Annotated in this window: 17 protein-coding genes and 2 pseudogenes; 4 read left to right on the top strand and 15 right to left on the bottom strand. The window is 69.7% G+C overall.

The window, feature by feature from the left end; translation table 11 throughout:
* Positions 1 to 400 precede the first annotated feature (400 nt).
* The 8 genes and pseudogenes from ABD901_RS56335 to ABD901_RS56300 form a co-directional block, all read right to left on the bottom strand.
* Positions 401 to 673 (bottom strand): annotated as a pseudogene (locus ABD901_RS56335) (helix-turn-helix domain-containing protein); the annotation flags it as partial.
* 41 nt (positions 674 to 714) lie between these two features.
* Positions 715 to 1,200, bottom strand: a complete 486-nt coding sequence (locus ABD901_RS56330) for a cupin domain-containing protein (protein WP_345144221.1) — start codon at positions 1,198 to 1,200, stop codon at positions 715 to 717.
* A 265-nt stretch (positions 1,201 to 1,465) separates the two neighbouring features.
* Positions 1,466 to 2,251 (bottom strand): helix-turn-helix transcriptional regulator, encoded by a 786-nt coding sequence (locus tag ABD901_RS56325; RefSeq protein ID WP_345144219.1) that lies wholly within the window; start codon positions 2,249 to 2,251, stop codon positions 1,466 to 1,468.
* On the bottom strand, positions 2,239 to 3,099 hold the full coding sequence (locus ABD901_RS56320) for a hypothetical protein (protein WP_345144217.1): 861 nt from the start codon (positions 3,097 to 3,099) through the stop codon (positions 2,239 to 2,241). The genes ABD901_RS56325 and ABD901_RS56320 overlap by 13 nt, the downstream gene beginning before the upstream one ends.
* Before the next feature lie 406 nt (positions 3,100 to 3,505).
* Positions 3,506 to 3,805: an AMP-binding enzyme gene (locus tag ABD901_RS56315; RefSeq protein ID WP_345144223.1), complete on the bottom strand. Its 300-nt coding sequence runs from the start codon at positions 3,803 to 3,805 to the stop codon at positions 3,506 to 3,508.
* Positions 3,806 to 3,931: 126 nt separating this feature from the next.
* A pseudogene (locus ABD901_RS56310) lies at positions 3,932 to 4,795 on the bottom strand (AMP-binding protein); the annotation flags it as partial.
* 55 nt (positions 4,796 to 4,850) lie between these two features.
* On the bottom strand, positions 4,851 to 6,047 hold the full coding sequence (locus ABD901_RS56305) for an MFS transporter (RefSeq protein ID WP_345144215.1): 1,197 nt from the start codon (positions 6,045 to 6,047) through the stop codon (positions 4,851 to 4,853).
* Positions 6,044 to 6,856 carry an HAD family hydrolase gene (locus tag ABD901_RS56300; protein ID WP_345144213.1) on the bottom strand — a complete coding sequence of 271 codons (813 nt, stop codon included), beginning with the start codon at positions 6,854 to 6,856 and terminating at the stop codon, positions 6,044 to 6,046. Before ABD901_RS56300 ends, ABD901_RS56305 begins: the two co-directional genes overlap by 4 nt.
* A gap of 69 nt (positions 6,857 to 6,925) precedes the next feature.
* On the opposite strand from ABD901_RS56300, the gene pdxR reads away from it, so the two are divergent.
* Positions 6,926 to 8,347 (top strand): MocR-like pyridoxine biosynthesis transcription factor PdxR, encoded by a 1,422-nt coding sequence (pdxR, locus tag ABD901_RS56295; RefSeq protein ID WP_345144211.1) that lies wholly within the window; start codon positions 6,926 to 6,928, stop codon positions 8,345 to 8,347.
* Between the two features lie 119 nt (positions 8,348 to 8,466).
* Here pdxR and ABD901_RS56290 read toward each other — a convergent pair whose 3' ends face one another.
* The 3 genes from ABD901_RS56290 to ABD901_RS56280 form a co-directional block, all read right to left on the bottom strand.
* Positions 8,467 to 10,701, bottom strand: a complete 2,235-nt coding sequence (locus tag ABD901_RS56290; protein WP_345144210.1) for a hypothetical protein — start codon at positions 10,699 to 10,701, stop codon at positions 8,467 to 8,469.
* Positions 10,698 to 11,009 (bottom strand): PadR family transcriptional regulator, encoded by a 312-nt coding sequence (locus tag ABD901_RS56285; RefSeq protein WP_345144208.1) that lies wholly within the window; start codon positions 11,007 to 11,009, stop codon positions 10,698 to 10,700. Before ABD901_RS56285 ends, ABD901_RS56290 begins: the two co-directional genes overlap by 4 nt.
* 257 nt (positions 11,010 to 11,266) lie before the next feature.
* Positions 11,267 to 14,638, bottom strand: coding sequence for an AfsR/SARP family transcriptional regulator (locus ABD901_RS56280; RefSeq protein ID WP_345144206.1), 3,372 nt, complete (start codon positions 14,636 to 14,638; stop codon positions 11,267 to 11,269).
* A gap of 49 nt (positions 14,639 to 14,687) precedes the next feature.
* Here ABD901_RS56280 and ABD901_RS56275 point away from each other — a divergent pair, with 49 nt between their 5' ends.
* The 3 genes from ABD901_RS56275 (at position 14,688) to ABD901_RS56265 (ending at position 18,263) form a co-directional block, all read left to right on the top strand.
* Positions 14,688 to 15,257, top strand: a complete 570-nt coding sequence (locus tag ABD901_RS56275) for a dihydrofolate reductase family protein (protein ID WP_345144204.1) — start codon at positions 14,688 to 14,690, stop codon at positions 15,255 to 15,257.
* 835 nt (positions 15,258 to 16,092) lie between these two features.
* Positions 16,093 to 17,412 carry a mannosyltransferase family protein gene (locus ABD901_RS56270; RefSeq protein WP_345144202.1) on the top strand — a complete coding sequence of 440 codons (1,320 nt, stop codon included), beginning with the start codon at positions 16,093 to 16,095 and terminating at the stop codon, positions 17,410 to 17,412.
* Between the two features lie 98 nt (positions 17,413 to 17,510).
* Positions 17,511 to 18,263, top strand: coding sequence for a polyprenol monophosphomannose synthase (locus ABD901_RS56265; RefSeq protein ID WP_345144200.1), 753 nt, complete (start codon positions 17,511 to 17,513; stop codon positions 18,261 to 18,263).
* Positions 18,264 to 18,765: 502 nt separating this feature from the next.
* Here the strand turns inward: ABD901_RS56265 and ABD901_RS56260 are convergent.
* The 4 genes from ABD901_RS56260 to ABD901_RS56245 form a co-directional block, all read right to left on the bottom strand.
* Positions 18,766 to 20,133, bottom strand: a complete 1,368-nt coding sequence (locus ABD901_RS56260; RefSeq protein WP_345144198.1) for a WD40 repeat domain-containing protein — start codon at positions 20,131 to 20,133, stop codon at positions 18,766 to 18,768.
* Complete coding sequence (locus tag ABD901_RS56255) at positions 20,130 to 20,657, bottom strand: SigE family RNA polymerase sigma factor (protein WP_345144196.1); 528 nt, start codon at positions 20,655 to 20,657, stop codon at positions 20,130 to 20,132. The genes ABD901_RS56260 and ABD901_RS56255 overlap by 4 nt, the downstream gene beginning before the upstream one ends.
* A 739-nt stretch (positions 20,658 to 21,396) precedes the next feature.
* Entirely contained in the window at positions 21,397 to 21,741 is a 345-nt protein-coding gene (locus ABD901_RS56250) for a DUF1801 domain-containing protein (RefSeq protein ID WP_345144194.1), read from the bottom strand.
* A 71-nt stretch (positions 21,742 to 21,812) separates the two neighbouring features.
* Positions 21,813 to 22,255: NADPH-dependent FMN reductase (locus ABD901_RS56245; RefSeq protein ID WP_345144190.1), on the bottom strand; the 443-nt coding region annotated here is incomplete at its 5' end.

Here is a 22,255-nt window from a genome sequence, read left to right as displayed (position 1 = left end):
CTGCGACGCGACCCCGACCGCGCCCGCCACCGAGCCATCCGAGCCCTCAACCAACTCGGCTACACCGTCACCCTCAACCCCATACAAGGAGCGGCATAACCGATCTCAGCATCAATTTTCGATGGAGCCGATGAGCGGATGTGCGCTACTGGGCGGTCCACCGCTGCCCCTGCGTAGCCGGCGGCCGTAAGTCATACCACGCCAGGCGGCCGGGCACGCTCCGGCGGCGATGGTCAGGACTCGCCACGATGGGCTGGGTCTTCCTCGCCGCTCCGCTGCGAAGTCGCCTGCCGCCGCTGCACGCACCCGTTCGAGGTGGCCGTCAAGCAGCGGCCGTCGACAAGCAGGGCCAATATCAGCGGTCCCTTGCTTGGCGAAGAGGCCTGAAGGCAAACGCAGAGGCCGGCGTGGCCTGACACTCCACCTTCCCACCACGGGTGGCCGCGTTACGACGCAGCTCGCGTGCAATCGTCGACGGTGACCTACCCAACTCCCGGGCGATCTTCCGGACTCCAGCGCCCTGCGCCCTGCGCCCTGCGCAAGGCGATCTGCTCACGCTCCTCAAAGGACAGAAACCGGCCCCACAACGGCAACACACTGGCATCCCGATCCCGCCAGCCTCACGGAACCACCGCGACCCGACCGGCTGCGACACACCCACATCCACCGCAGCGTTCGGGAACATTGATGACACGGTTGTCGTCGTTCGGCTGCCTACGATTGGAGCCAGAAGGTGTCGTGGCGGAGGAAGAATTCCGTCTTCTCCTCCTCGCTTGCCCCGGCCAGGTCAAGGAGCCCCTCGAAGTAGCCTTCCCGTGGCGCGCCGGGCGCGAAGTGCAGCAGCATCGACGCCGGCTCGCCCGACTCGTTGCGGAACGCGTGCACCCCGCCCTCGGGGACGTGCACAAAGTCTCCGGGTTTCGTGTCGATCCAGCGGGTGCCGTTGTAGATCCTCACTGATCCGGAGAGGATGAAGAACGACTCCGAGATCGATCGGTGGAAGTGCGGGTCCGGACCGCTGGGCTTAGGGCCCATCTCCCACCGATAGAGGCCGAACTGGCCATTCGTCGTCGCACCCGTTGCCAGGTAGTGCACCGTGTTGCCGCTCGGATAGGTCAGGTCCGGCTTGCTGCCAGCCGGGCGATAGCTGGTGGTGATCTCGCCCTCGGTGCCGGCATAGTGTGGTTTTGGATATGTCATGATTTTTTGTCCTTTCGGTGGCTTGCTCCGGCGGCGCTGCGGTCGCTGGGAGTTGGGGGCGATGCCCCGCAGTGGCCAGGTCGGCGCCACCCACTCTGCGGGCTGGGCCTTACGGCGTGTTTACGGCGGGGCTTCGGTGCCGGCGGGATCGCCGAGCCGAATCGCCGCCGCTCCCAGGTCGTCTCGTCGACCTGCTGGTCGTTGATCCGCTGCGGGACCACCTCAACGGGCCCGCCGAGGTCAACACCCGCGGGCCCGGTGGACGTCAGCTGCCGGGGCGGATGAGCCGGTGTTCGTAGGCCCAGATGACGGCTTGGACCCGATCGCGGAGGCCGAGCTTCGCCAGGATCCGGCCGACATGGATCTTCACGGTGCCTTCGGCGAGGAACAGCCGGGCGGCGATCTCGGCGTTGGCCGCGCCTCGTGCCAACAGCATCAGCACCTCGCGTTCCTCGCGTTCCGCTACGGCCTGCAGAGCACGCTCGCGCAGAAGTGCGATGTAGGCGAGTTGCGTCCGGCGGAACAGGCCCAGGCCCCAAGCGGCGACAACGACAGCGAGGAGCAGACCACATACCAGCAACGGGCTCGGCCGCAGGTGGGCCGCCGTGACACTGGCGTCATTCGTGAAACGGACCGTCACCAGGACCGCGCCGGCGATTCCGGCACCCAGCGCGAGCACCCGGGTGCGTTGGCTGCCGTACGCGCACAGGGAGTACAGCGCGACCGGAAAGACCAACGCCGACGGCAGGAGCAGGAACAGGCCGGTCGCGGCGGCCTGCACGGCGAACGCCGCACACGTGACGCCGAAGGCGGCCGCAGGCCGGATCCGCCGGACGGCCAGGGCGGAATGCGCCGCCACGAGCGACACCGCCACCACCGTGGCCCGGGCATCGGGCATCGACACGAACACCATGAACACCGACAGCGCGGCGACCGGAGCACCAACCACAGCCGCCAGCAGGACGTCGACCTGACCCGGTCGGGTGACCCTCCACCGTGGCATGCCAGCAGCGTAAACGGGCACCCGACCGGTGGCGGTCAGCCGCCGCACCGGCCGCACCGCCTGCGTGTGCGCCGCTGGTAGGACACGACAGCACCCCCGAGTGCCACGCCCAGCAGCAACCAGGAGCCGTACACCACGGACACGACCCACCCGGCGCCGGCCAAGTGCGCCGGTCCATCGACCAATCCCAGCGCCTGCGCCAAAGATCCGAATCCCGCCAGCGCTCCCATGGTGACCAGCGCACCGGTCGCCGTCCAACCGCCGCCGAGCAGCGTCCACCGCGGGAACACACGGCCCCAGCGCTGTACCAGCGCGAGCGCGAGCAGCCCGACCATGGAAAAGATCACGATCTCTCCGATCGGGAACCCCTCGACCGACGTGGCGGCCACCACTGAGCCGGCCACCGTGCCCCCCATCGACCAGTACACCTTCAACAGCGGGTACGGCAGCGCGAGCAGGCAGGCCGCATAGCCGAGCCACGTTCCGGTCGGTGCCGCAACAGCCGGGATGCGGCCGCAGCGCGGACAGCCGGCACGCGAGGTCCGCTGATAGGACAGGACCGTCTTCGCCAGCAGCACATCGGCGACCAAGGCGAACGCGCGGGTCATGAAGCCCGCCCAGTCGACAACCGGGGGCAGACCCGGAACACCGAGCACGGCAAGCGCACGCAACCCGTCGAAGACGATCCCACCCACCGACCACACCAACAGGACACAGCCGCACCAGCCGGCCGTCAGCACGGCCCAGCGCGGGATGAGGCCCTCCCGGGGCCAACCGGCCGCGCCGAGCACGGCCACCAACCCGAGGAACGCGGCAAGCGCGGCAACCCCTGGCGGTGCGAAGCCATTCGTGTAATCCGCGCCGGCAACCGCAGCGTCCACAGCCGCGGCGACCATCGTCGCGAGACAAGCTGCCGCAGCGGATCGCGACCGCCACGCCGGTACTGTCGTTCTCCGCGTCGCCGAATCCATGACTGCCATACGGGCACCATCAGACATGCAATCTCCCAGAGCAGCGATGAAGAGTTGTCCCTACGATCGCCCGCCACCGGTCGCTCGCGCGTCTGCCGCACGTCCAACGCTGATACGACTCCAGGCATATTGACCCGCTGCATGATTCCCGCGCCGGCGCCCACGACAAGGCTCGGCCGCGTGTCTCAACGCGGCGGCGACCCCGGTCGGCGGCATTTCCGGGCACGAGTCACCGAGGTTCCCACCGTTGGCCCGCCGTTCCCGGGTCCGTCAATCGCCGCCTGGTGCGCCGCGACACTGCCTCCCGGCCCACCCCTGCTGATGCGCCGCGTCACCGCATCGAAGCAGTCTCCCGTTCCCGCAAGGCGGCGCGGCGGACCTTGCCAGCGTCGTCACGGAGCGGTGTCTCGACGTATCGGAACGACCGGGGAATCTTGTACCGGACCAGCCGGTCTGCGAGGAACCCTCGCAGCTCGTCGTCGGTGACGGGCGTTTCCGCCTGGACCACGGCGTGGACGCGTTGCCCGAGGTCGTGGTCGGGGATGCCGATGACGGCGCAGCTCATGACGGCTGGATGGGCGAGCAGTGCCGCTTCGACCTCGGCCGGGTATACGTTGGCGCCGCCGGTGATGATGAGGTCGGTGCGCCGGTCGGCGATGTAGAGGTATCCGTCGGTGTCGAGCCAGCCCAGGTCGCCGAGTGAGTCCCAGCCGTCGCGGGTCCGGGCTTCGGCGCCGATGTACCGGTAGGTCGGCGCTGCGCCCTCGCCGGGACGCGTGAAGATCTCGCCGACCTCGCCCACCGGTACCGTCGTACCCTCCGCGTCGAGAATCCGCACCTCGCCGCGGATGGGACGGCCTACCGAGCCGCGGTGCCGCAGCCACTCGTCACCGTCGATCAATGTGGTCAGCTGGCCCTCGGTGCTGGCGTACATCTCCTTGACGTTCGCGGCGCCGACCAGATCGAACCACGCCTCCTTCAGCCACGGCGGGCAGGGAGCGGCGCCATGGAATACCTGGCGCAGGGAGCTGACGTCATAGCGACCCGGGGCGTCCTCGATTTGCCGCCAGATCCGCGCCATCATGGTCGGGACGAGGCTGATCCAGTCGACCCGGTACTGTTCGATCGCCTCCAGGGTGGCCACTGGGTCGAATCTCGGCAGAACTACGAGATGCTGCCCGGCGAAGAGGCCGTACATCGAGAAGTTGAACGGCGCGTTGTGATACAGCGGTCCGGTGACGAGCTGCACGCTGTTGTCATGTTGGCCAAGCAGCTCGCCGACCTCGGTGGGCACGATCGCACCGGGCAGTTCGGAGACGATGAGCTTGGGCCGACCGGTGCTGCCGCCCGAGGTGGGCGCCTTCCAGGCCGGCGGCACACGGTCCGGCTCTATCGGAGCGTTGCATAGGCCGGGGTCGGCCGGGTAGCCGGTGGGCCGGTCGCCGTGGGTACCAGGTGCGATGCCGACGATGAGTGCGGGGTCGGCGAGCTCGATGATGGCGGCGCGTTCCCGGTCGGGCATTTGCGGTGAGACGGGTTGCGGGATCGCCCCGAGTTTCCACAGCGCGAACGTCGTGGCGTAGAACTCCACGCCGTTGGGCAATGCCGTGGTGACGAAGTCTCCCGGTCGTACGCGGTACCGGTCTGGGTGGTGGGCGGACGTCGGATGCCGGCCCTCACCGCAACGGACCGGAACCGGCTTCGGTCGGCTCGGCTTCGCTGCGCTCTGGGCGCCGGTCGAGGAGGTCGGCTGCTGCCGCGACCAGCCCGGCGAGGACCGCCACCACCACGAACGAGACCCGTAGCGAGGTCGTTGCCGCCACCGCACCGATGACGCTGGGAGCTGCCAGTCCGGCGCCGTAGCTGACCGTCGCCACACCGGCGACACCGACCGCCGGGCTTGCCGCGGCGTGACCGGCGGCGGCGAATGCCAGCGGCACGACAACCGAGACGCCCGCCCCGATCAGCATGAACCCGGCCATGGCCAGCAGTTGCGTGTGGGCGACGACGACGAGCAGCGCTCCGGTGGCCCCGACCAGCCCGCAGATCCGCACCGTCCGGCCGGCGCCGAAGCGCCGGACCGCGAGGTCGCCGCCGAGCCGGCCGCCGGTCATGGCCAGGGCGAACACGCTCGTCGCCAGCGCCGCCGCAGCCTCGTCGGCGGCCAGGACTCGTCGCATGAAGATGGCCGACCAGTCGTTCGCAGCGACCTCCGGGAAGACCGCGCAGAAGCCGACCAGTCCGATGAGCAGGACCCGCCCCTTCGGCACTGCAAACCAAGGCGCCGGTGCCTGCTCCGGCTCGTCTACGGCCGCGGGCGGTCCACTGAACCTGGCCGCGGCGATCAGACCGGCCACCAGCAACGCGGCCGCGACCACCGCGAAATGCACGCGTGCGTCGACCCGCGCCCGCGCGAACCACGAACCGGCGAATGCTGCCATGAGTACCCCGACGCTCCACGACCCGTGCAGCCCGGACATGATCGACTTGCCGAGCCGCTTCTCCACCTCGATGCCCTGTGCGTTCATCGCCATGTCCGCGGTCCCGCTGGTCATGCCGAAGACGAGCAGCAGCGCTGCGAAGGCCACCACGTTGGGCGCCAGCGCCGGCAGTGCCAGTGCGGTGCACCACGCCGCGAGCGTCACCATCGTCGAGGTCCGGCCGCCGAATCGCTGGACGAACCGGCCGGCCAGTGGGGTCGCCAGGAGCACGCCGACCGAGATCATCGACAGGGCCAGGCCGAGCTGTCCCGCGCCGAGGCGGAGGTGGTCGGCGATCCACGGCAGCCGCGACGCGAATGTTCCGAGCACCGTGCCGTGCACTGCGAATACCGCCGCGACAGCCCAGCGCTCCCTCGCTGCCCGGCCGCTCATGACCGTACCGGAAAGAGTTGCTCGAGGACCTCCGCGACGCCGTCGTCATCGTTTGCGCCGATGACCCGGTCGACCGCGGCGAGCACGTCGGGATGCGCGTTGGCGACGCCGTACGAGGTGCCTGCCCAGGCGAGCATCGGCAGATCGTTGGGCATGTCCCCGAATGCGATGGCGTCGGCAGGGTCGATGTCGCACCGAGCGGCCAGCTCTGCCAGGGCCGACGCCTTGCTCACGCCCGTGGCGGTCGCCTCGATCAGCCGTGGCCCGTTCGAGTGGTAGACGGTGACGATCCCCGCGAGGACGGGCGTCGTGAGCCGCAGCAACTCGTCGGCGGAGAGCACCTGGTGGCGGCCGAGGAGCTTGGGTGCGGGGCGGCCGAACAGCTCCGCGTCGCTGAGCCGCTGGAGGGTGACCCCGGCGTCCCATGCGTGCGGCTCATAGCGGGTGTCGCCGGCGAGCGCGTCGGCGTACTCGACGGCCAGACCGATCCCGCCGACGGTCGAGCGCAGCAATCGGGCCGCCTCGGCGAGGTGTGCCGGTGGGATGAGGTGCTCGTCGATGACCTTCTCGTGGTACAGGTCGTAGATGAGTGCGCCGTTGGAGCAGATCGCCATGCCGTGGTGTGGGAGCGCCTTGGCGACGGCACCCATCAGGCGCGGCGGTCGGCCGGTGACCAGGACGAAGCGCGCGCCCGCCCGCTCGACCCTTTCGAATGCGGCGGCGGTCCGGGCGGAGATGGTGCCATCGTTGCGGACGATGGTCCCGTCGAGGTCGCAGGCGACCAAACGGGGCACCGGGGACATCACCATGAGCGGCTCCCTCGGGTGGCGGTAGCAGCCACCATAGGGAACGCTGGATCGGTAGTACCGTCCAATATTGTGCTGGAAAACCAATCCAATCCTGCCGCGGAGATGTTGCTGCTGCTCCTTGACGGGCAGGCGGCCGGACCGTTGCACGACCGGCTGCGCCGGGCCGTCCGTGCCGCGATCGCCAGCGGGCGGCTCCCAGCCGGCAGCACGCTGCCGCCGAGCCGCACCCTCGCCGCCGACCTGGGCTGCTCGCGGTGGGTCGTCACCGAGGCATACGCACAGCTGGCGGCCGAGGGTTACCTCGAGTCGCGCACCGGGTCCGCCACCCGCGTGCGTTCGAGCGCCGGGAGCGCTGCGACCCGACCCGCGCCGCCGGCGCCGCCGGCACCACCGCCGCGCTTCGACCTCGCCCCCGGGCTGCCGGACCTGCGGGCGTTTCCCCGCCACCACTGGTCGGCGGCGATACACCGGGCCGGCGTGCGGGCCGCCTATCCGGACTTCGGCCACCTGGAGCCCGCCGGCCACCGGGACCTGCGACGGACCCTCGCCGAGCACCTCGTGCGCTCACGTGGCGCAGCCGTGACACCCAACGACACCATCATCTGTGCGGGCACAACCGAGGCGGTCACGCGGATCGCCCGCGCCCTGCGAGCCTGCGGCGTCACCCATGTCGCCGTTGAAGAGCCTGGCTGGCCAGGTACCCGCGACACCATCACCGACGCGGGGCTCGTGCCCGTCTCGATCGACGTCGACGGAGACGGGCTGCAGGTTGACCTGTTGCGTGCGCAGTCAGGGATCCAGGCGGTGATCGTGGCCCCCGCGCACCAGTTCCCCACGGGCACCGTCCTCGCACCGGCCCGCCGCGCCGAGCTCATCGCCTGGGCGGACGAAGTCGACGGCATCATTCTGGAAGAGGACAAGGATGCCGACTTCCGCTACGACCGACGTCCGGTCGCTGCCATGCAAGGCATGGCGCCTTCCCGTGTGGCCCTGCTCGGCTCGCTCAGCAAGACGCTCTCCCCAGCCCTGCGCATCGGCTGGTTCACCGTTCCGCACCGCTGGGCGGCCGCGATCCGGGCGGCGAACCCGATGGAACTGCCGCCGCCGGTCCTCGACCAGCTCGCGTTCACTGCGTTGCTGGAGAACGGGGTCTACGACCGCCATCTCCGGGCGAGCCGGCGGCGCTACCGGGCCCGCCGCGACGCGCTCTTGGCGGAACTGTCCCGGCAACTGCCCGCTGCCCGCGTGTCGGGCGCGGCGGCCGGATTGCACCTGCTGCTCCATCTCGGCGACACCGACGCGGCCAGCGTGGTCGCGCTCGCCGCGAAGGAAGATGTACGGGTAGGCAACCTCGCCGACTATCGCACGGCGACCGAACCGGCCGGCTCGACACTGGTTGTCGGCTACGGCAACCTGGCCGACAGCGGTGTGAGCGAAGGGGTCACCCGGCTCGCCGCAGCGATCGACCGCGTCGCAACCATGCACGCATGACGTGGCACTGACAGTCCGACCTCCGGCCTGACCGAGAAGTTCGCGGGTGGTTGTGATGCAGACTGCTTCGTTTGGAACGGGACCGGGGCGGTTCCAAGGGATCCGCCCCGGCTCAGGCTTCACGTGGTCGATGCTCCGACGTCCTCGGTGGCTGGCCCGCGGAGTACGACCGTCGCCAACAGGGCGCCCAACCCGAGACCCGAGAGCAGTGCACCGGGCACCATGAGCATGCCGTCGGGTGGATTGCCGTAGCCAGCCGCGTTCATCAACCGGCTGCCCACCAGCAGCGCCGGCAAGAGCTGCAGATAGATCGCCGGTACGCCCACCACGAGCGCCCCGAACGCCGCCGGCAGCCAGACCCAGCGCCGGCCGATGTCCCACCGCGCCGCGGCCACAGTGAGCAGCACCGCCAGCGGAGCGAGCCCGCTGACCATCATGAGGAGCGGCAGGTCCGGGATGCGCCAGGCCACCGCGGCGAGCAGCGTCCCGAGCACCGGGAGGGCCACGAGCGGCGGCGTGCACCGCGCAACCAGGGTTCGGACGGACGCGGCCGCCAGCAGGAGCAATGCCGCAGCCGACAGGCCGACCCCGAGCGGCAGCCCGAACGGGATCAGCCGGGCGTCGTAGAGCAGGTTGGCGTTGGCGAAAGCCATCGGCGCACACCACGCCGCGAGCACGGCGACGCCGAGGCGGGTCCGGTTCACTGCGTCCGGTGCGGGCCGGGTGCGATTCGCGGCGTCCGGTGCTGGCCGCGCTGGTTCGGCGTCCGGTGCTGGCCGGGTCGGGCTGAGGCGGACCGCGAGCCAATCAGCGGCGCCGAGGACCGCGAGCCCGGCTCCGGCCGTGGCCACGAACACGGTCGGACCGCCGAGGTCGGCGCGGTCGATGAGGGTGTCGGCCGTGACCAATACGAGGCCGCTGAACGCCGCCGGCACCACGACCGCTCCCCGGGCCGCGATGGCGGCGGCGAGGCCGAGGAGTGCGACCAGCAGGGCAGCCAGGCGGTTGTCGTGCGCCTGCATGTGGAGCTGGCCGAAGAATTGGTCGCGGTCCAACAGCACCAGGTGCGGGGTGAGCAGCGTCAGCATGTACGCCCACAGCAGCACGCCGGACGCGGCGATCGCCAGCGGCAGCCGGGCGAGGCCTGGCCTGGTGATCCCGGCCGTGTCGGCGTCCGGCAGCTGGGCCGGGCCGCGTAGGGCGATGCTGGCGGTGTCGGCGGCTGGCAAACGCACCGTGCCGGGCTGGGCGATTCCGGCCGCGTCGACGTTCGGCAGCCGGACGGTTGCCCGCGCTGGGCGGGACCGGGCCACGGCCGCGTAGGCGATCGCCAGCACCGTCGCGAGCAACAGCGGCCGCACCGTGCTGGCGACGAAGCCGACCACCTCATCGGACGCAACCCAGCCCTGTGAACGGGGGCCGTAGGCCGGGCCGCTGCCGTGCGGGAACAGCAGCGCCTGCGGGGTCCACAGTGGAGCACTCGTCAGGTCGAGCCCGACCCGCGAGGCCGTTCGCGCCCCGGCGACGATCCCGGCGAGTGACAGCGCGAGCGCGCCGCCGCCGACGCTGACCAGCCATGCCAGTGCCGGCCGGCGCCGCTTCTTGGGCCGGTCCGGCTCGTGTCCGCCGGCCGGCTTGCCTTCTGTGGCCGGCTCAGGTCGGCGGCCGGTGAGCCGGACTACGGTCACCGCTACGGCCACGACCACGACCGCCCAGACCAGCGCGGCTGGCACTACATCCGGCGGCAGGTAGGTCGTGATGCCGGGAGCGTCCTGGACGTCCGGGGTGGCGAGCCGGTCCACCGCGAGGAACAGCGCGCCGAGCAGCAGCGGCGCGACGACGGCCGAACTGGTCTCGCTCAACCAGCCGCGGTGCGCCCAGCTCATCGGGAGCCGCCGGCCCAGCCAGCGTCCGAACAGGCCGATCCCGATGCCGGCGACCGCGACCAGCACGACGCCATGTAGTCCGGCGGCGAGCCAATCGATGCCATCACGGGACGATACGTTCGACCGCAACGCGATCGCCGCCTCTACCACGGCGTCCAGTGTCGCGACAGTCGCCCAGCCGATCAGCGCGGTGCCCGCCAGCGCCAACGGTGCACGCGCCGCGCGACCGAGAACGCGGAGCAGTTCGGGCCAGCCGCGGGGGATTCCGTGCTCGTCCTCCACCGGCGGTGACCAGGCGAGGCTCAACGCGTACCGCAGCTGGCCCACCGTGCGGGCAAGTCGGCTGCGGTCGGGCTCGCTCGCCAGTACCGCGAGTTCCGCCTCCCATTCGCGGCGCCGCTCGTCGCGCAGCTGCGCCGGCCAGCGCCGCCAGGCGACGTGGACGGCCGCCCGCACCAACCGGTTCACGCCGGTCTCGGTCGGGTCGAGGGCTGTTGCACGGGCCCCAGCTGCTGATACAGCGCCGCCAACTCGGAGCGCGCGGTCGCCGCCCCGTCAGCGGTCAGCCGGTAGTAGCGGCGCGCCGGCCGGCCGGCGGCCACCGGGTCGAGCTGCTCCCAATGCGCCTCGACCCAGCCGGCACGCTGCAGGCGCTCCAGCAAGGGGTACAACGTGCCGCTGGGAAGCCCGGTGGCGCGGAGAAGCTCCAGCCCGTACCGATCGGCGGTCGGGTCCGCCAGCAGTGCGGCAACGACCTTCGCCACCGCAGTCGTCATTCGCAACCCTTCAGGCATCTACATAGGGGTCGCCGGTGCGTCAACCGGCACGAGTACGTTCGGCCGCGCAAGCGGATCGCGATTGAGGATCGGGGTGGCGTTCGCGGCCACGGCGGAGGAGGCGCCGTTGGCCGGCTGGCGGTATCCGGTGGTGGTCGGCTGGCGCTGCCCCCCAGACCCCGCTGATGAGCAACGAGATCTACCGCGAGTTCGCCAAGTTCGTTCTGGCCGCTCGATACGACGGCGCCGTTGCAGTGTCAGACGCCGTTCAGGCCACCTGTCAGGGTCCGTATCTCATCGGGCGTGAGCGTGCGGCCGCGTTCGAACTCGGCTGCGAAGCGGTTCTCGCCGAGCTCATCTCGGGCGCGAGCGGTGATCCGTTCGATGTCGACACGTTCGGCGAGCACCAGCGGTGTCGAACTGGACTCGCGCATCGCCGCCGCGGCACCCAGGAGCCGGGCGGCGCGATCGTGACGGCCGGCGAGGGCCAGCGCACCGGCTACGCCGTCGAACGCGATGGCCATGCCTCGGGAGGTGTCGAACTTGGCTGCGATGTCGAGGGACTCCAGGTGCAAGGCGAGGGCGTTCGCTGCCTCGCCGCGCTGCTCAGCCAGGAAGCCGAGCTCGGATATGATCATGGGAAGGTGCGGCGGTGGGGGCCCGCCGCCATCCTGGCGTGGGGTTCGGCTGAGCACACCGCGGAGGTGGGTCTCGGCGACGTCGAGGCGGCTGTCTCTGCGGGCGGCGAAGGCAAGCCCGATCATGGCGAAGATCTGTCCGCCCTGGTTGCCCTGCTCGACGGTCAGCCGCAGCGCCCGCTCGCAGAACTCTGCCGCTTCCGAGTAGCCACCGCGTTGCATGGTGATCCAGCCGAGCCAGGCCAGTCGCCCGGCAAACTCGGCCCACAGCCCCAGTTCCTCGGCCATGTGCAGCCCGTCGCGGTGCAGTCGGTAGGCCCGGTCATGATCACCGACCAGCTCGGCCCAGGCGCCGAGCCAGCCGGTGGCCTCCAACCGGCCCCAGCGGTCGCCGAGCTCACCGAACAGTTCCGCGCTCCGCTCGGCGTCGCGTTCGAGCGCGGCCAGGTCACCCCGGACGTGCGCGAGCGTTGCCCGGGTGGCAAGGGCCGCGGCCGTCCCCCACCGGTCGCCGAGGGCCTGGAAGGTCGGCTGGGCCCGGCTCAGGAGGTCCTCGGCTGCCGTCAGGTCGCCGCAGCCGATACCGGCGTAGGCCAGGAACCACTCGGCTCTGGCCCGGCCGCGCTGGTCACCGGTGTCCTCGAACAGCCGCAGGGCCTCCCGGCGGCGGTCCTCCCGGTCGGCGACGTCGCCATGGAGGAACCCGATGCCGGCGTTCCAGGCCAGTGCCTTGGCCCGTAGCTCGGACGCCGCGCTTGACGCCTTGTCGGCGACCGAGAGTGCCGCCATCAGGGATCTGCGGGCCTCGGTCAGCCGGCCACGAAGAAACCAGTACCATGTCAGCGCGTTGACAAGGCGGAGCGCGCTGTTCGCGTCTGCGTCCCTGACCGCGGCGTTGAGCGCGGTGCGCAGGTTGGCGGCCTCGGCATCGAGGCGCCGCAGCCACCGCCGCTGATCGGACCCGTGCAGGTACGGCTCAGCCCGCTCGGCCAGATCGAGGTAGTAGCAACGGTGCCGACGCCGTATCTGCTCGATCTCCTGCGCCTCCTCGAGGCGCTCGACGCAGTATGCCGCCACCGATTCCAGCAGCCGGTACCGCGACCCTTCGGCACCGTCCACCACGACCACAAGGGACCGGTCCACTAGCCGAGCAAGGAGGTCGACCACCTCCAAACCGGGCTCCGCGCAGACGACCTCGGCGGCCTCCATGGTGCAGCCCTCGGCATGCACGGCCAGCCGGCGCAGCACGATGCGTTCAGGGCCGGTCAGCAGCTCCCAGCTCCAGTCGATCATTGCCCTCAGGGTCTGCTGGCGCGGCGGGGCGCCCCGATGGCCGGTGGCCAGCAACCGGAACCGGTCATCCAGGCGATCGACCAGGCCGTGGATGCCGAGCGCCCGCACCCTCGTCGCCGCCAGTTCCAGGGCCAGCGGGATGCCGTCCAGCCGGCGGCACAGCACCGCGGCCGCAGGAGCGGTGTCCGCGTCGAGGGCGAATCCCCGGACCGCGGCGGATGCGCGCGCCACGAACAGCCGCACCGAGCCGGTCCGCTGCAGTGCCGCGATGTCGGCGGTGCGGCCGGGAACCTCCAGCGGCGGAACACTCCAGATCGCCTCACCGGCCAGAGCGAGCGGCTCCTGGCTGGTTACCAGGAGCCGCAATCCGGCAGCGGCCTTGAGCAGCAGTTCCGCCAGCTCGGCGACCGGCTCGACAACGTGTTCGCAGTTGTCCAGCACCACCAGCAGCCGTCGTTGGCGCAGCGCCTCGGTAAGCCGGTCCACGGCGCTCACCGGCTCAGCCGGACCGGCGGCTTCCCTGATGTCCAGCACCGCCATGATCGTTTCGGCCAGGCGGGACATCGCATCCTGGTCTGCGGGCCGGTCAAGGGCGGCCAGCTCGACCAGCCACACGCCGTCAGGAAAGGAGCCGGGCATGGCGTCGGGGGAGGGGGCGAGGAACTGTCTGGCTGTCTCCAACGCCAGCCGGGTCTTGCCCACGCCGCCGGGACCGGTGAGCGTCACCAGCCGGTCGGTCTCAAGCCGAGCGCGGATTTCGGCGACCGCGGTGTCCCGGCCGATCAGGTCAGTGAGCGGCGCGGGCAGATTTGTGGTGGGCCGAGCCGTCGAGGACATCGGTACGACCGGTGTGGCCAGCGCCGGATCCTGGGTCAGAACCGCCAGCTGCAGGGCGATCAGGTCGCCGCTCGGAGCCAGCCCCAGCTCGTCGTCCAGTCGAGTGCGCAGTTCCTCGTAACTGTCGAGCGCCTCGCTCTGCCGCCCCGAGCGGTAGCAGGCGCGCATGTGCGCGGCACGCAGCCGCTCACGGAGCGGATGCTCGACCAGCAGTTCGCTGAGCTCCCCGACCAGCGCGGCGTGCTCACCCAGCGCCAGCCGCACCTCGGCCCAGTCCTCCTGTGCGGTCAGCCGTTGCTCCGTCAGCCGGGCGCCGGCGGCCACGGTAAACGGCTCATCGGCGAAGTCGGCGAAGGCCGGACCGCGCCAGATCGCCAGCGCCTCGGACAGCAGCGCCGCACGCACCCGGGGATCGCCGGTCGGGCCTGCCTCGGCGATCAGGGACTGAAAACGGCGCGCGTCGGTGTTTGCTTCGAGCAGGTATCCCGCCGGGTGGTGCACGACCAATGCTCGGCCATCCGGCTCGGCGTCCTCAAGCACACGGCGCAGCTGCGAGACCTTGGCCGACAGCGCACCTGTCGGGTTGCTGGGTGGGTTGTCGCCCCACAGGTCGTCGATCAGCCGGTCGGCGGGCACCGGGCGTCCCTCGTGCACCAGGAGATCGGCCAGGAGGGCGCGGACCTTCAAACCGGGCACCGCGACCGGTTCACCGCCGTTCGTCCACACCGCTATCGGCCCGAGTACCCCAAAGCGCATGACGGCCACGATAACGCGCATGCTGCCGCGGTTTACGCCCGCTTCCGAGGCGCTGGGGCGCAGCCGTAAACCGGCGAGAAGTCCACCGTAAATGGCGTCCAGCACAGTGGACCCGTCGAACCGGACACCACTGCTTCACGACACGGAGGAAACCATGCGGAAGATCATCGCTTCGACCTACACGACGCTGGACGGTTTCATCGACAACCCGCAGCTCTGGTTCATGCAGTACTCGGACGGCGAGAGCCAGGCATACGCCGCTGAGCTGCTCTTCGGCGCCGACGCCTTGCTGCTCGGGCGGGTCACGTACGAAGGTATGGCAGCGTCCTGGCCGAACATGGGCGGCAACCCGTACGGCGACCGGGTCAACAACATGGCCAAGTACGTTGTCTCCTCGACCCTGGACAAGGCCGAGTGGAACAACTCGACCATCATCCACGGTGACGACCTCCTCTCCGAGGTGGCGAAGCTCAAGGAACAGCCCGGCGAGAACATCCTCATCTGGGGCTGTGGCCGGCTCACCGACACACTCATGGAGCACGGCCTCCTCGACGAGTACCAGCTCTGGGTCTGCCCCGTCATCCGCGGCGAGGGACAGCGACTGTTCCGGCAGGGCACGAAGGCGACCCTGGAGCTGGCCGACAGCACGACGTTCGGCTCGGGCATGCTCGTCCTCACCTACCGGCCGACCCGACCGGGCGCCGAAGCAGAGACGGCCGGCTGAGTCGGCGCGGGTCATGCGGTACCGCCGAGGTCCGGGGAACGAACCCATGGACCTCAGCGGCACCGCGAAGCGCGTGCGACGGGCCATGAGCCGCAACTGCGGCGTCAACAAGGCACCACGGACAGAAAACGCTGAGACGCCTGAATCGCTGAGCTACATTTCGAAGGCCGGTCGAGGCAGGACGCCTTCGCCACGGCGCTGCAGAAGTGGGAGACCCCGCCGCCGAACCCGGGCGCCCGCCAATTCCAGGGCCGCGCCACCGTCAGCGCCGGGTTCGGCCACGACGGCCTCAGCTGGCCCCTCGACGGCCAGGTCGATGCGGCCGTATCCGGTGCACAGGGGCCCCATCCGTGGCCGGCTGCGCCAGCCGCGTGGCGGGCCTGGGCGCGGTTCAGCAGCCGGACGGGCGGCTTCTCGTTGGTGACTCTGGCACGTCCATCGTGACGGGCACCAGCAGCGCGCCGCACGCCGGATCGAGACAGCTGGCATTGATCGGAAGCCCGGCTTCCTCGAGATTCCGACGGCCGCCTACCGGGACCGTTGCGGCCTCGTACGCGGGTGTCGTGGCAGCGCCGTAAAGCGACCGGAAAGAAGCCGTAAGCGGTCTGCGGCACGGTAGGACCCGTCGAAGCCGCCTCGGCCGGCCCAGGTACTGGCGTTGTCCGATCCGGACGGCACCTGGACAGGTCGCCGCAGACTGCAGCACCACCGTCACCGTCATGGCGGACCACTGTCCTGGTGGGCCCCACGTATTGCGCGGACGCCCGGGCCAAGTCCCCTGCACCACACAAGCCGGCGAACGCCGTACGGCACGCACCCTGATCAGGAGGCAGCCATGAGGAAGATCGTCGCTTCGACGTACTCCACGAGCTCCTCGCCACCGGGACCCACCAGCGCGGCATCCGCAGATCTGACCTACGCTTTCGTGCCCAGCGTGCCGCAACAGGCGGCGGCCCCGGCCGTGGAGCAGCTCTCGCGCAGCCGGCGGCCGGGGCCGTGGAAACACCGGTGGCGGGCGTGGTGCGCGACCGACGCGGCGCGGACCTTGCGCGAGGCCGGGTCGGTCTGGCTTGCCAGTGTATTCGCTGCTTGCGTGCTTACCGTCATGTCACGTATCGGCGACAGCAAGGCTATGTCGGCGCACACTTTGTTCATGGCCTGGGGCCAGTACGATTGGGGCTGGTACCAGTGGATCGCCGATGACGGCTACGCCGCTCGGTGGGGCGACGGGCGGATCGCTGCGTTCTTCCCGCTCTACCCGCTTCTCGTTCGCGGCTTCGACGTGTTCGTGCCCGGGCCGTCCCTCTACGCGGCACTGACGGTGTCGGCTCTCGCGCTGCTCGGCGCCTACCTGCTGCTGCACCGGCTGGCCGAGCGGGAGTTCGGCCCGACCGTCGCGCGTCGGGCGAGCTGGTGCCTGGCGGTGTTCCCGACTGGTTTCTTCCTGCTGTCGCCGTATCCCTCCTCGCTGTTCCTGCTGCTGGCTGTCGGTGCGGTCGCCGTCATGCGCTCCGGTCGCTGGTGGGTCGCGGGGTCGCTGTGTGCCCTGGCGTCCGGGACACGGTCGGCCGGGCTTCTGCTGGCAGTGCCGTTCGTCTTCGAGTACGTCCGCCAACGCGGCTGGAAGCTTCGCCTCGACGCACTCGCCGTGCTGCTGGTACCGGGCGGTCTGCTCGCCTATATGACCTACACGTACCTCGCGGAAGGCGACGCGCTCGCGTTCATACACGCACAGAAGGTCTGGTTCCGTGAGCTGCACGCCCCCTGGTTCGCCGTCATCGAATCGGCGAATGCCGTCTCCCGTGTCCCGTTGTCCACCGGGCAGGTCAACGTGCTCGGCCTCGGTGCCGTGCTGTTCATGCTTACGCTGCTCGTGCTGTCCGTCGTCGGCCCATGGAAGGTGCGTCGCGACCAATTCGCCCTGCCGCTGCTCGCCCTCACGCAGGTCCTGTTTCTCATCTGCTTCCCGGTCATGTCCCAGCCCAACGAGCGGCTCATGTCGGTGGCTCGACACGTGCTCGAGGTCTTTCCGATGTTCCTCACCCTCGCCGTGCTGGCCCGCGTCGAGCTGATCAACCGCGTGTACGTAATCGCCGGCCTGACGCTGCAGGGCTGCCTGCTGGCTTTCTACCTACACGGCGGCTGGATCGCCTGAGCCATGCCGAAGCGGTGGACGTCTAGCGACGCTGTCCCGAACAGGTGCTGAGCCGGTCGGCTCGGACCTCGAGACCGGCCCGGAGCAATGGAGCGTGGATGACAAGCAGTAGCCGCAACGTCGTTGTGGTCCTGCCCACTTACAACGAGCGGGACAACCTGCCCAGGATCGTGGGAGCGCTGAGCGACCTGAACATGGCCGGCCTGCGCGTTCTCGTGGTCGACGATGACTCCCCGGACGGTACCGGCGACGTCGCGGACAAGCTGGCGCTGGAATCTGCCGGCAAGGTCAGCGTGCTGCACCGACGGGAAAAGGACGGCCTCGGACGTGCCTACGTGGCGGGCTTCGAGCAAACGCTGGCAGGCGATGCCGAGGTCATCATCCAGATGGACGCGGACCTCTCCCACCCCGTGGAGGTCATCCCGGTCATGCTGGAAACGCTCGCCTCCACCGAGGCCGACGTCGTACTCGGCTCCCGGTACGTCGCCGGTGGCAGCGTCGCCGGCAACTGGGGTTGGCACCGTCGGGCACTGTCTGCGTGGGCCAACTTCTACGTTGACATGATCCTCCGCCTCGATGTCAAAGACGCCACAGCCGGGTTCAAGGCGTGGAAGGCGGACACACTACGCCGCATTGACCTGCCCTCCGTCCGAAGTAGCGGCTACGCATTCCAGGTCGAGATGAACTACCGCGTGGTCCAGCGCGGGATGCGACTCGCCGAGGTGCCGATCCGCTTCGAGGAACGCACCGCGGGTGTGTCGAAGATGACCTTCGCCGTGCAGGCCGAGTCCGCCCTGCTGCCGTGGAAACTCCGCTTCGGACGCCGACCTCCGACTCGGATCCACGGATAGCGGAGGCATGATCGGAATAGGTCGCCGGTGGTCGATGGATGCGACACTGTCGCGTTTGGCGATCGGCGCCTGAGTCAAGGGTCTTGAAGACGCGACGGGATTTTTCATAGATCAGCTTGTGTCAAGCAAATTGCAGAGCCGGGCGGCTGCCGGTCCGGTCGCGACACAGATGCAGACGCTTGGCGATTATCTGTCGTACTGGCTTCGTGAGGTGGTCGAGCCGAACCTATCCCCGGCGACGGCGACCTACGACTCGGCGTCCACCAAAAGATGTCAACACGACGCATCTCGAGATGTACGAGACAAGCCAACGTCCGGCCACCCACGCTCCATCGCCCCGAACAGGGCTGGTGAAGCCGACCAACAACCCGATCCCAGCTCCATGTCGGCTACGCCACGGTGGACTTCGCCAACCCGGACACGTCCGCCCCCATAGTGCGGTCGGCGAGCCGCCCGCCACCGAGGCACGCCCATTGGACAAAGGCTTCAACCGTGTCGGACTTCACCCGGTGACGAGTCTGGCGCGGCTCTTGCCTTTCGTGATGCGCCGTCGGGTGCGCAGCACCAGCCATAGCAACGGCGCGCCGACCAGCAACAGCAGTATGCCTCCGGCAGCCACGACGAAGGGTGCCGGCGGACCGTAGTCGGGACTGCCGGATGTGCGGAACTGTCCGGAGATCGCGAGGTTGGCGGCGACGTCGAGATCGCTCACCCCGGTGGGTGTCTCCAACAGCACCATCGGTTCGGATGCGGATGGGGCGAGCGCGACGAGACGGACGCGGACGGTGTCGCTGTTCGGGTACGGAACCCAGGGGTGGTCCTGGAACAGCATGGCCGGCGGCGCGCCTGGCCGTGGCACCCCGACGACGGCGATCGCGTTCCCGTCGGCGCGCCAGCCGATGACCCGAATGTATTGGGCGTTGACCATGTCCGGGAATGGGCCCTCCGGCTGGGCTGCGCCGGTGTCGGCGTTGTGTGACACCAGCCGCCAGGTCTCACCGGAGCCGCGTCGGGCGGTGACGAACGACCGGCCGCCGGGCAGCCAGGCGCCGGGTCCGGCCAGCGTCTCGGCGTCCAGTTGCACGGTCGCGTACGGCGCCGGGTAGGGGCTGTCCAAGCGGTAGAGCCGGATCTGGTCGCGCACCTGAATCGCGAGGCGACTGTTGTCGGGCGACAGCGCCGCCGCCGTGGGCTCGAGATTGTCGGCGTTGTCGATGCTGGCGATCTCGGTCCGGCGGGCAAGGTCGTAGACGGCGATCCTGCTCTCCCGGTGCTGGACACCATCGATATCGGTCGTACCTTCCCCTGTCTCGTACACCAGTCGCGTCCCATCCGGGGAGAAGGCGCGCGGGTCGCCGGGCAGGGCGATCGAGAGTTCACGTCCGGGGCGCAGCGACCGTACTGTCCGGTTGCGCGCGATGAGGTCACCGTCCGGGGACAGCAGCGCCTCGAACCCGGGAGCTGTGTAGGTGAAGTCGTTGAATACCCGGTAGCGGTCGCTCCCGGCCGCCACCACGGCGAAACGGCCCTCGTTCCAACCGTCGGTCGTAGCCGCGCCGCCGAAGATCACGGCGGCGGTGCCCGGTGGCGACTGATCAACCAGCGCGGTCCAGATCGGCGGCACGTGGAGCGCGCTCGGCAGGCCGACCGTGACCGGCGCGGGGCCGCCAGGCGTGTCGGAGCCGCCAGGACGAAACGCCAGGCCGATCGTCAAGGTGAGCAGCGTGACCACCGTGGCGATGCCACGCACGGCCCAACGCTGCCTAGCGCGCTGGTGTGCCCGGTCGAAGAAGTCTTTGGGGACCGCCGCGGGCGGTGCCTGACCGGCGAGCACCCGCAGGCCCTCGCGCAGCCGCGTCTCGGTCCTCATGACCCCACCTCCACCTTCGGGTCCACCAGGTCAACGAGCTCGGGTGCGAGCCGGCGCAGGCGGTCGAGCGCGTGCCTGGTCTGACTCTTGACGGTGCCAATCCGACAGCCGAGGCGTGCAGCGGTCTCGGCTTCGCTGTGGTCTTCATAGAAGCGCAGCACGAGCACCGCCCGCTGGCGCGGGGTCAATCGGCTCAGCGCCTGGCGTAGCACTACGCCCAGTTCCTGGTCCGGGCCGACCGGGGCCTGCCGCTCGGGCAGGTCCGCGGTGAGCGTCTCGACCACCCTGATCCGCCGCCGGCGCCACCAGCTCACGAACTGGGTGTAGAGGACGCGGTACACGTACGCCCGGGGATCGTCGATCTTGTGCCAACGGGTCACCGCCCTGGCGAGCGCGGTCTGCACGAGGTCTTCGGCGTGGTGGCGGTCGCCAACGAGCAGGTATGCCGATCTAATCAACGCTTCGCTCTCGGCGCGGACGAAGTCGTCGAAACTTCGCCGCGCCGCATCGTGCTGCTGGGTCACGGTGCCCTCCCTCAATCGGTACGACGCTGGAGGGGCGGCCGGTGGAGGGAGGGTTCTGCCCTTCTTCCCTAGTCGCCGGGAACTGCGATAGCCGATGCGCGGGTCGTCTGGACCAGGAGGTGCCGGCACACCCCGGCGTGTCGGTCAGGAGGCAGCTTCCGGACAGGCGGAGGACGGTGATGCCGTCGTTTGTGCCGACAACGAGGGTCCGGCCCCGCTGGTCAGGGGTGCGCGCCGGGTCGGGACGGCGCGTGCGAATTTGCTCGTCCCGCCAGCGCGGACGACGTCGAGGTCGTCGAGGCCGTCCGCGCTGGCGCCATCCCGGCGTGATCGAGGTCAGTTTCGGTGTCGGGTTGGCCGCGCCGGGATGGCGCCAGCTCGCAGGCGAACCCGTCTGCTCGGCACCGGCCGCCCGCCGTGGCCGAGCTCTGCCGGCGGCGCGGAACCTTTCGCGGCCGTGCGCAGTCGAGAGGGCATGCGAAGACCTGTGGACGACCGGCGGACGGCAAGCGCGACACGAAGTTCGCGGCCTTCATGGCCGCGGGCACGCAGCGGCTCTACCGAATCGCCTACCTGCTCACGCAAGACCCGAGCCCGGCGGAGGAGCTGACCCAGCATGCGCTGGCACGCACCTATGCGCTGCCGACCAAGCGACCTGTGACGGGACCGGGCAGTGGGACGGTCGCCGCCTGGGCTCGCGGTGCCAGGACCAGGTCCTGCATGGCAGACACCCTGGCGGCTACAGGGCAGTCGCGGTCTTTTCCAGGACGCTGGCAAGTGCGTCATAGTCGACGTCTTGCCCTTCTCTGATATCGACGGCTTTGCGTTCACCATTGCCCAATGCCCGAAGGAGCCCTTTGACCTCCGGAATGTCCGTGGCGTTGAACACCAGGAACGAAACCTTGTCCTTGGCCACCGCGATGGCAGCCGCGTGGTGCCCGTTCTTGAGGTAGTGCGGCTTGCCGTACTGCATCCGCTCCTCGACATCCGGAATGATCTGGCCGACCAGCGCACGTAGTTTCTCGCAAACATCGATCTGCCACGGCTGTGCCTGGTTGATGTACTGGGCGACATCGTCACTCACGGTCTTCTCCTTCATCATCGGAAAGGGCTGAGAGGCCCTCGTCGTTGGTGTTGCAGGCTGTGGGAGCGGGTCTACGTGGTGTAGGGGTGCTTGGTTCGGGCGTCTCGCAATGCGTGGGCCCACCAGGACAGGTGGTCCAGCGTGGTGGTGATGGTGGTGTTGCAGTCGGAGGCGGTCTTGGGCCAGGTGCCGTCAGGGGCGAACATTTCCCAGTACTTGGGGAGGCTGATGGCGTCGCGGATGGCAACGGCGTCCAGCTCGGTGAAGATCTGACGTAGCTGGTCGATCACGTGCAGGCCGCCCGACTCCCCGCCGTAGGCGACGAAGGTGACGGGTTTGGCCTGCCATTCGGTGTAGTACCAGTCGATGGCGGTCTTGAGCGGGGCGGGGAAGCTTCTGTTGTACTCGGGGGTGACCACTGCGAATGCGTCCGCGGCGGACAGCCGGGGTGCCAGGGCGAGGACCTGCGGGGGGACGGGTTCATCCTCGTCAGTGAGGCTCGATGGCAGATCGG

This window comes from Dactylosporangium darangshiense (assembly GCF_039537565.1).
GTDB lineage: Bacteria > Actinomycetota > Actinomycetes > Mycobacteriales > Micromonosporaceae > Dactylosporangium > Dactylosporangium darangshiense.
This window is presented reverse-complemented; position numbering and strand designations above follow the sequence as displayed.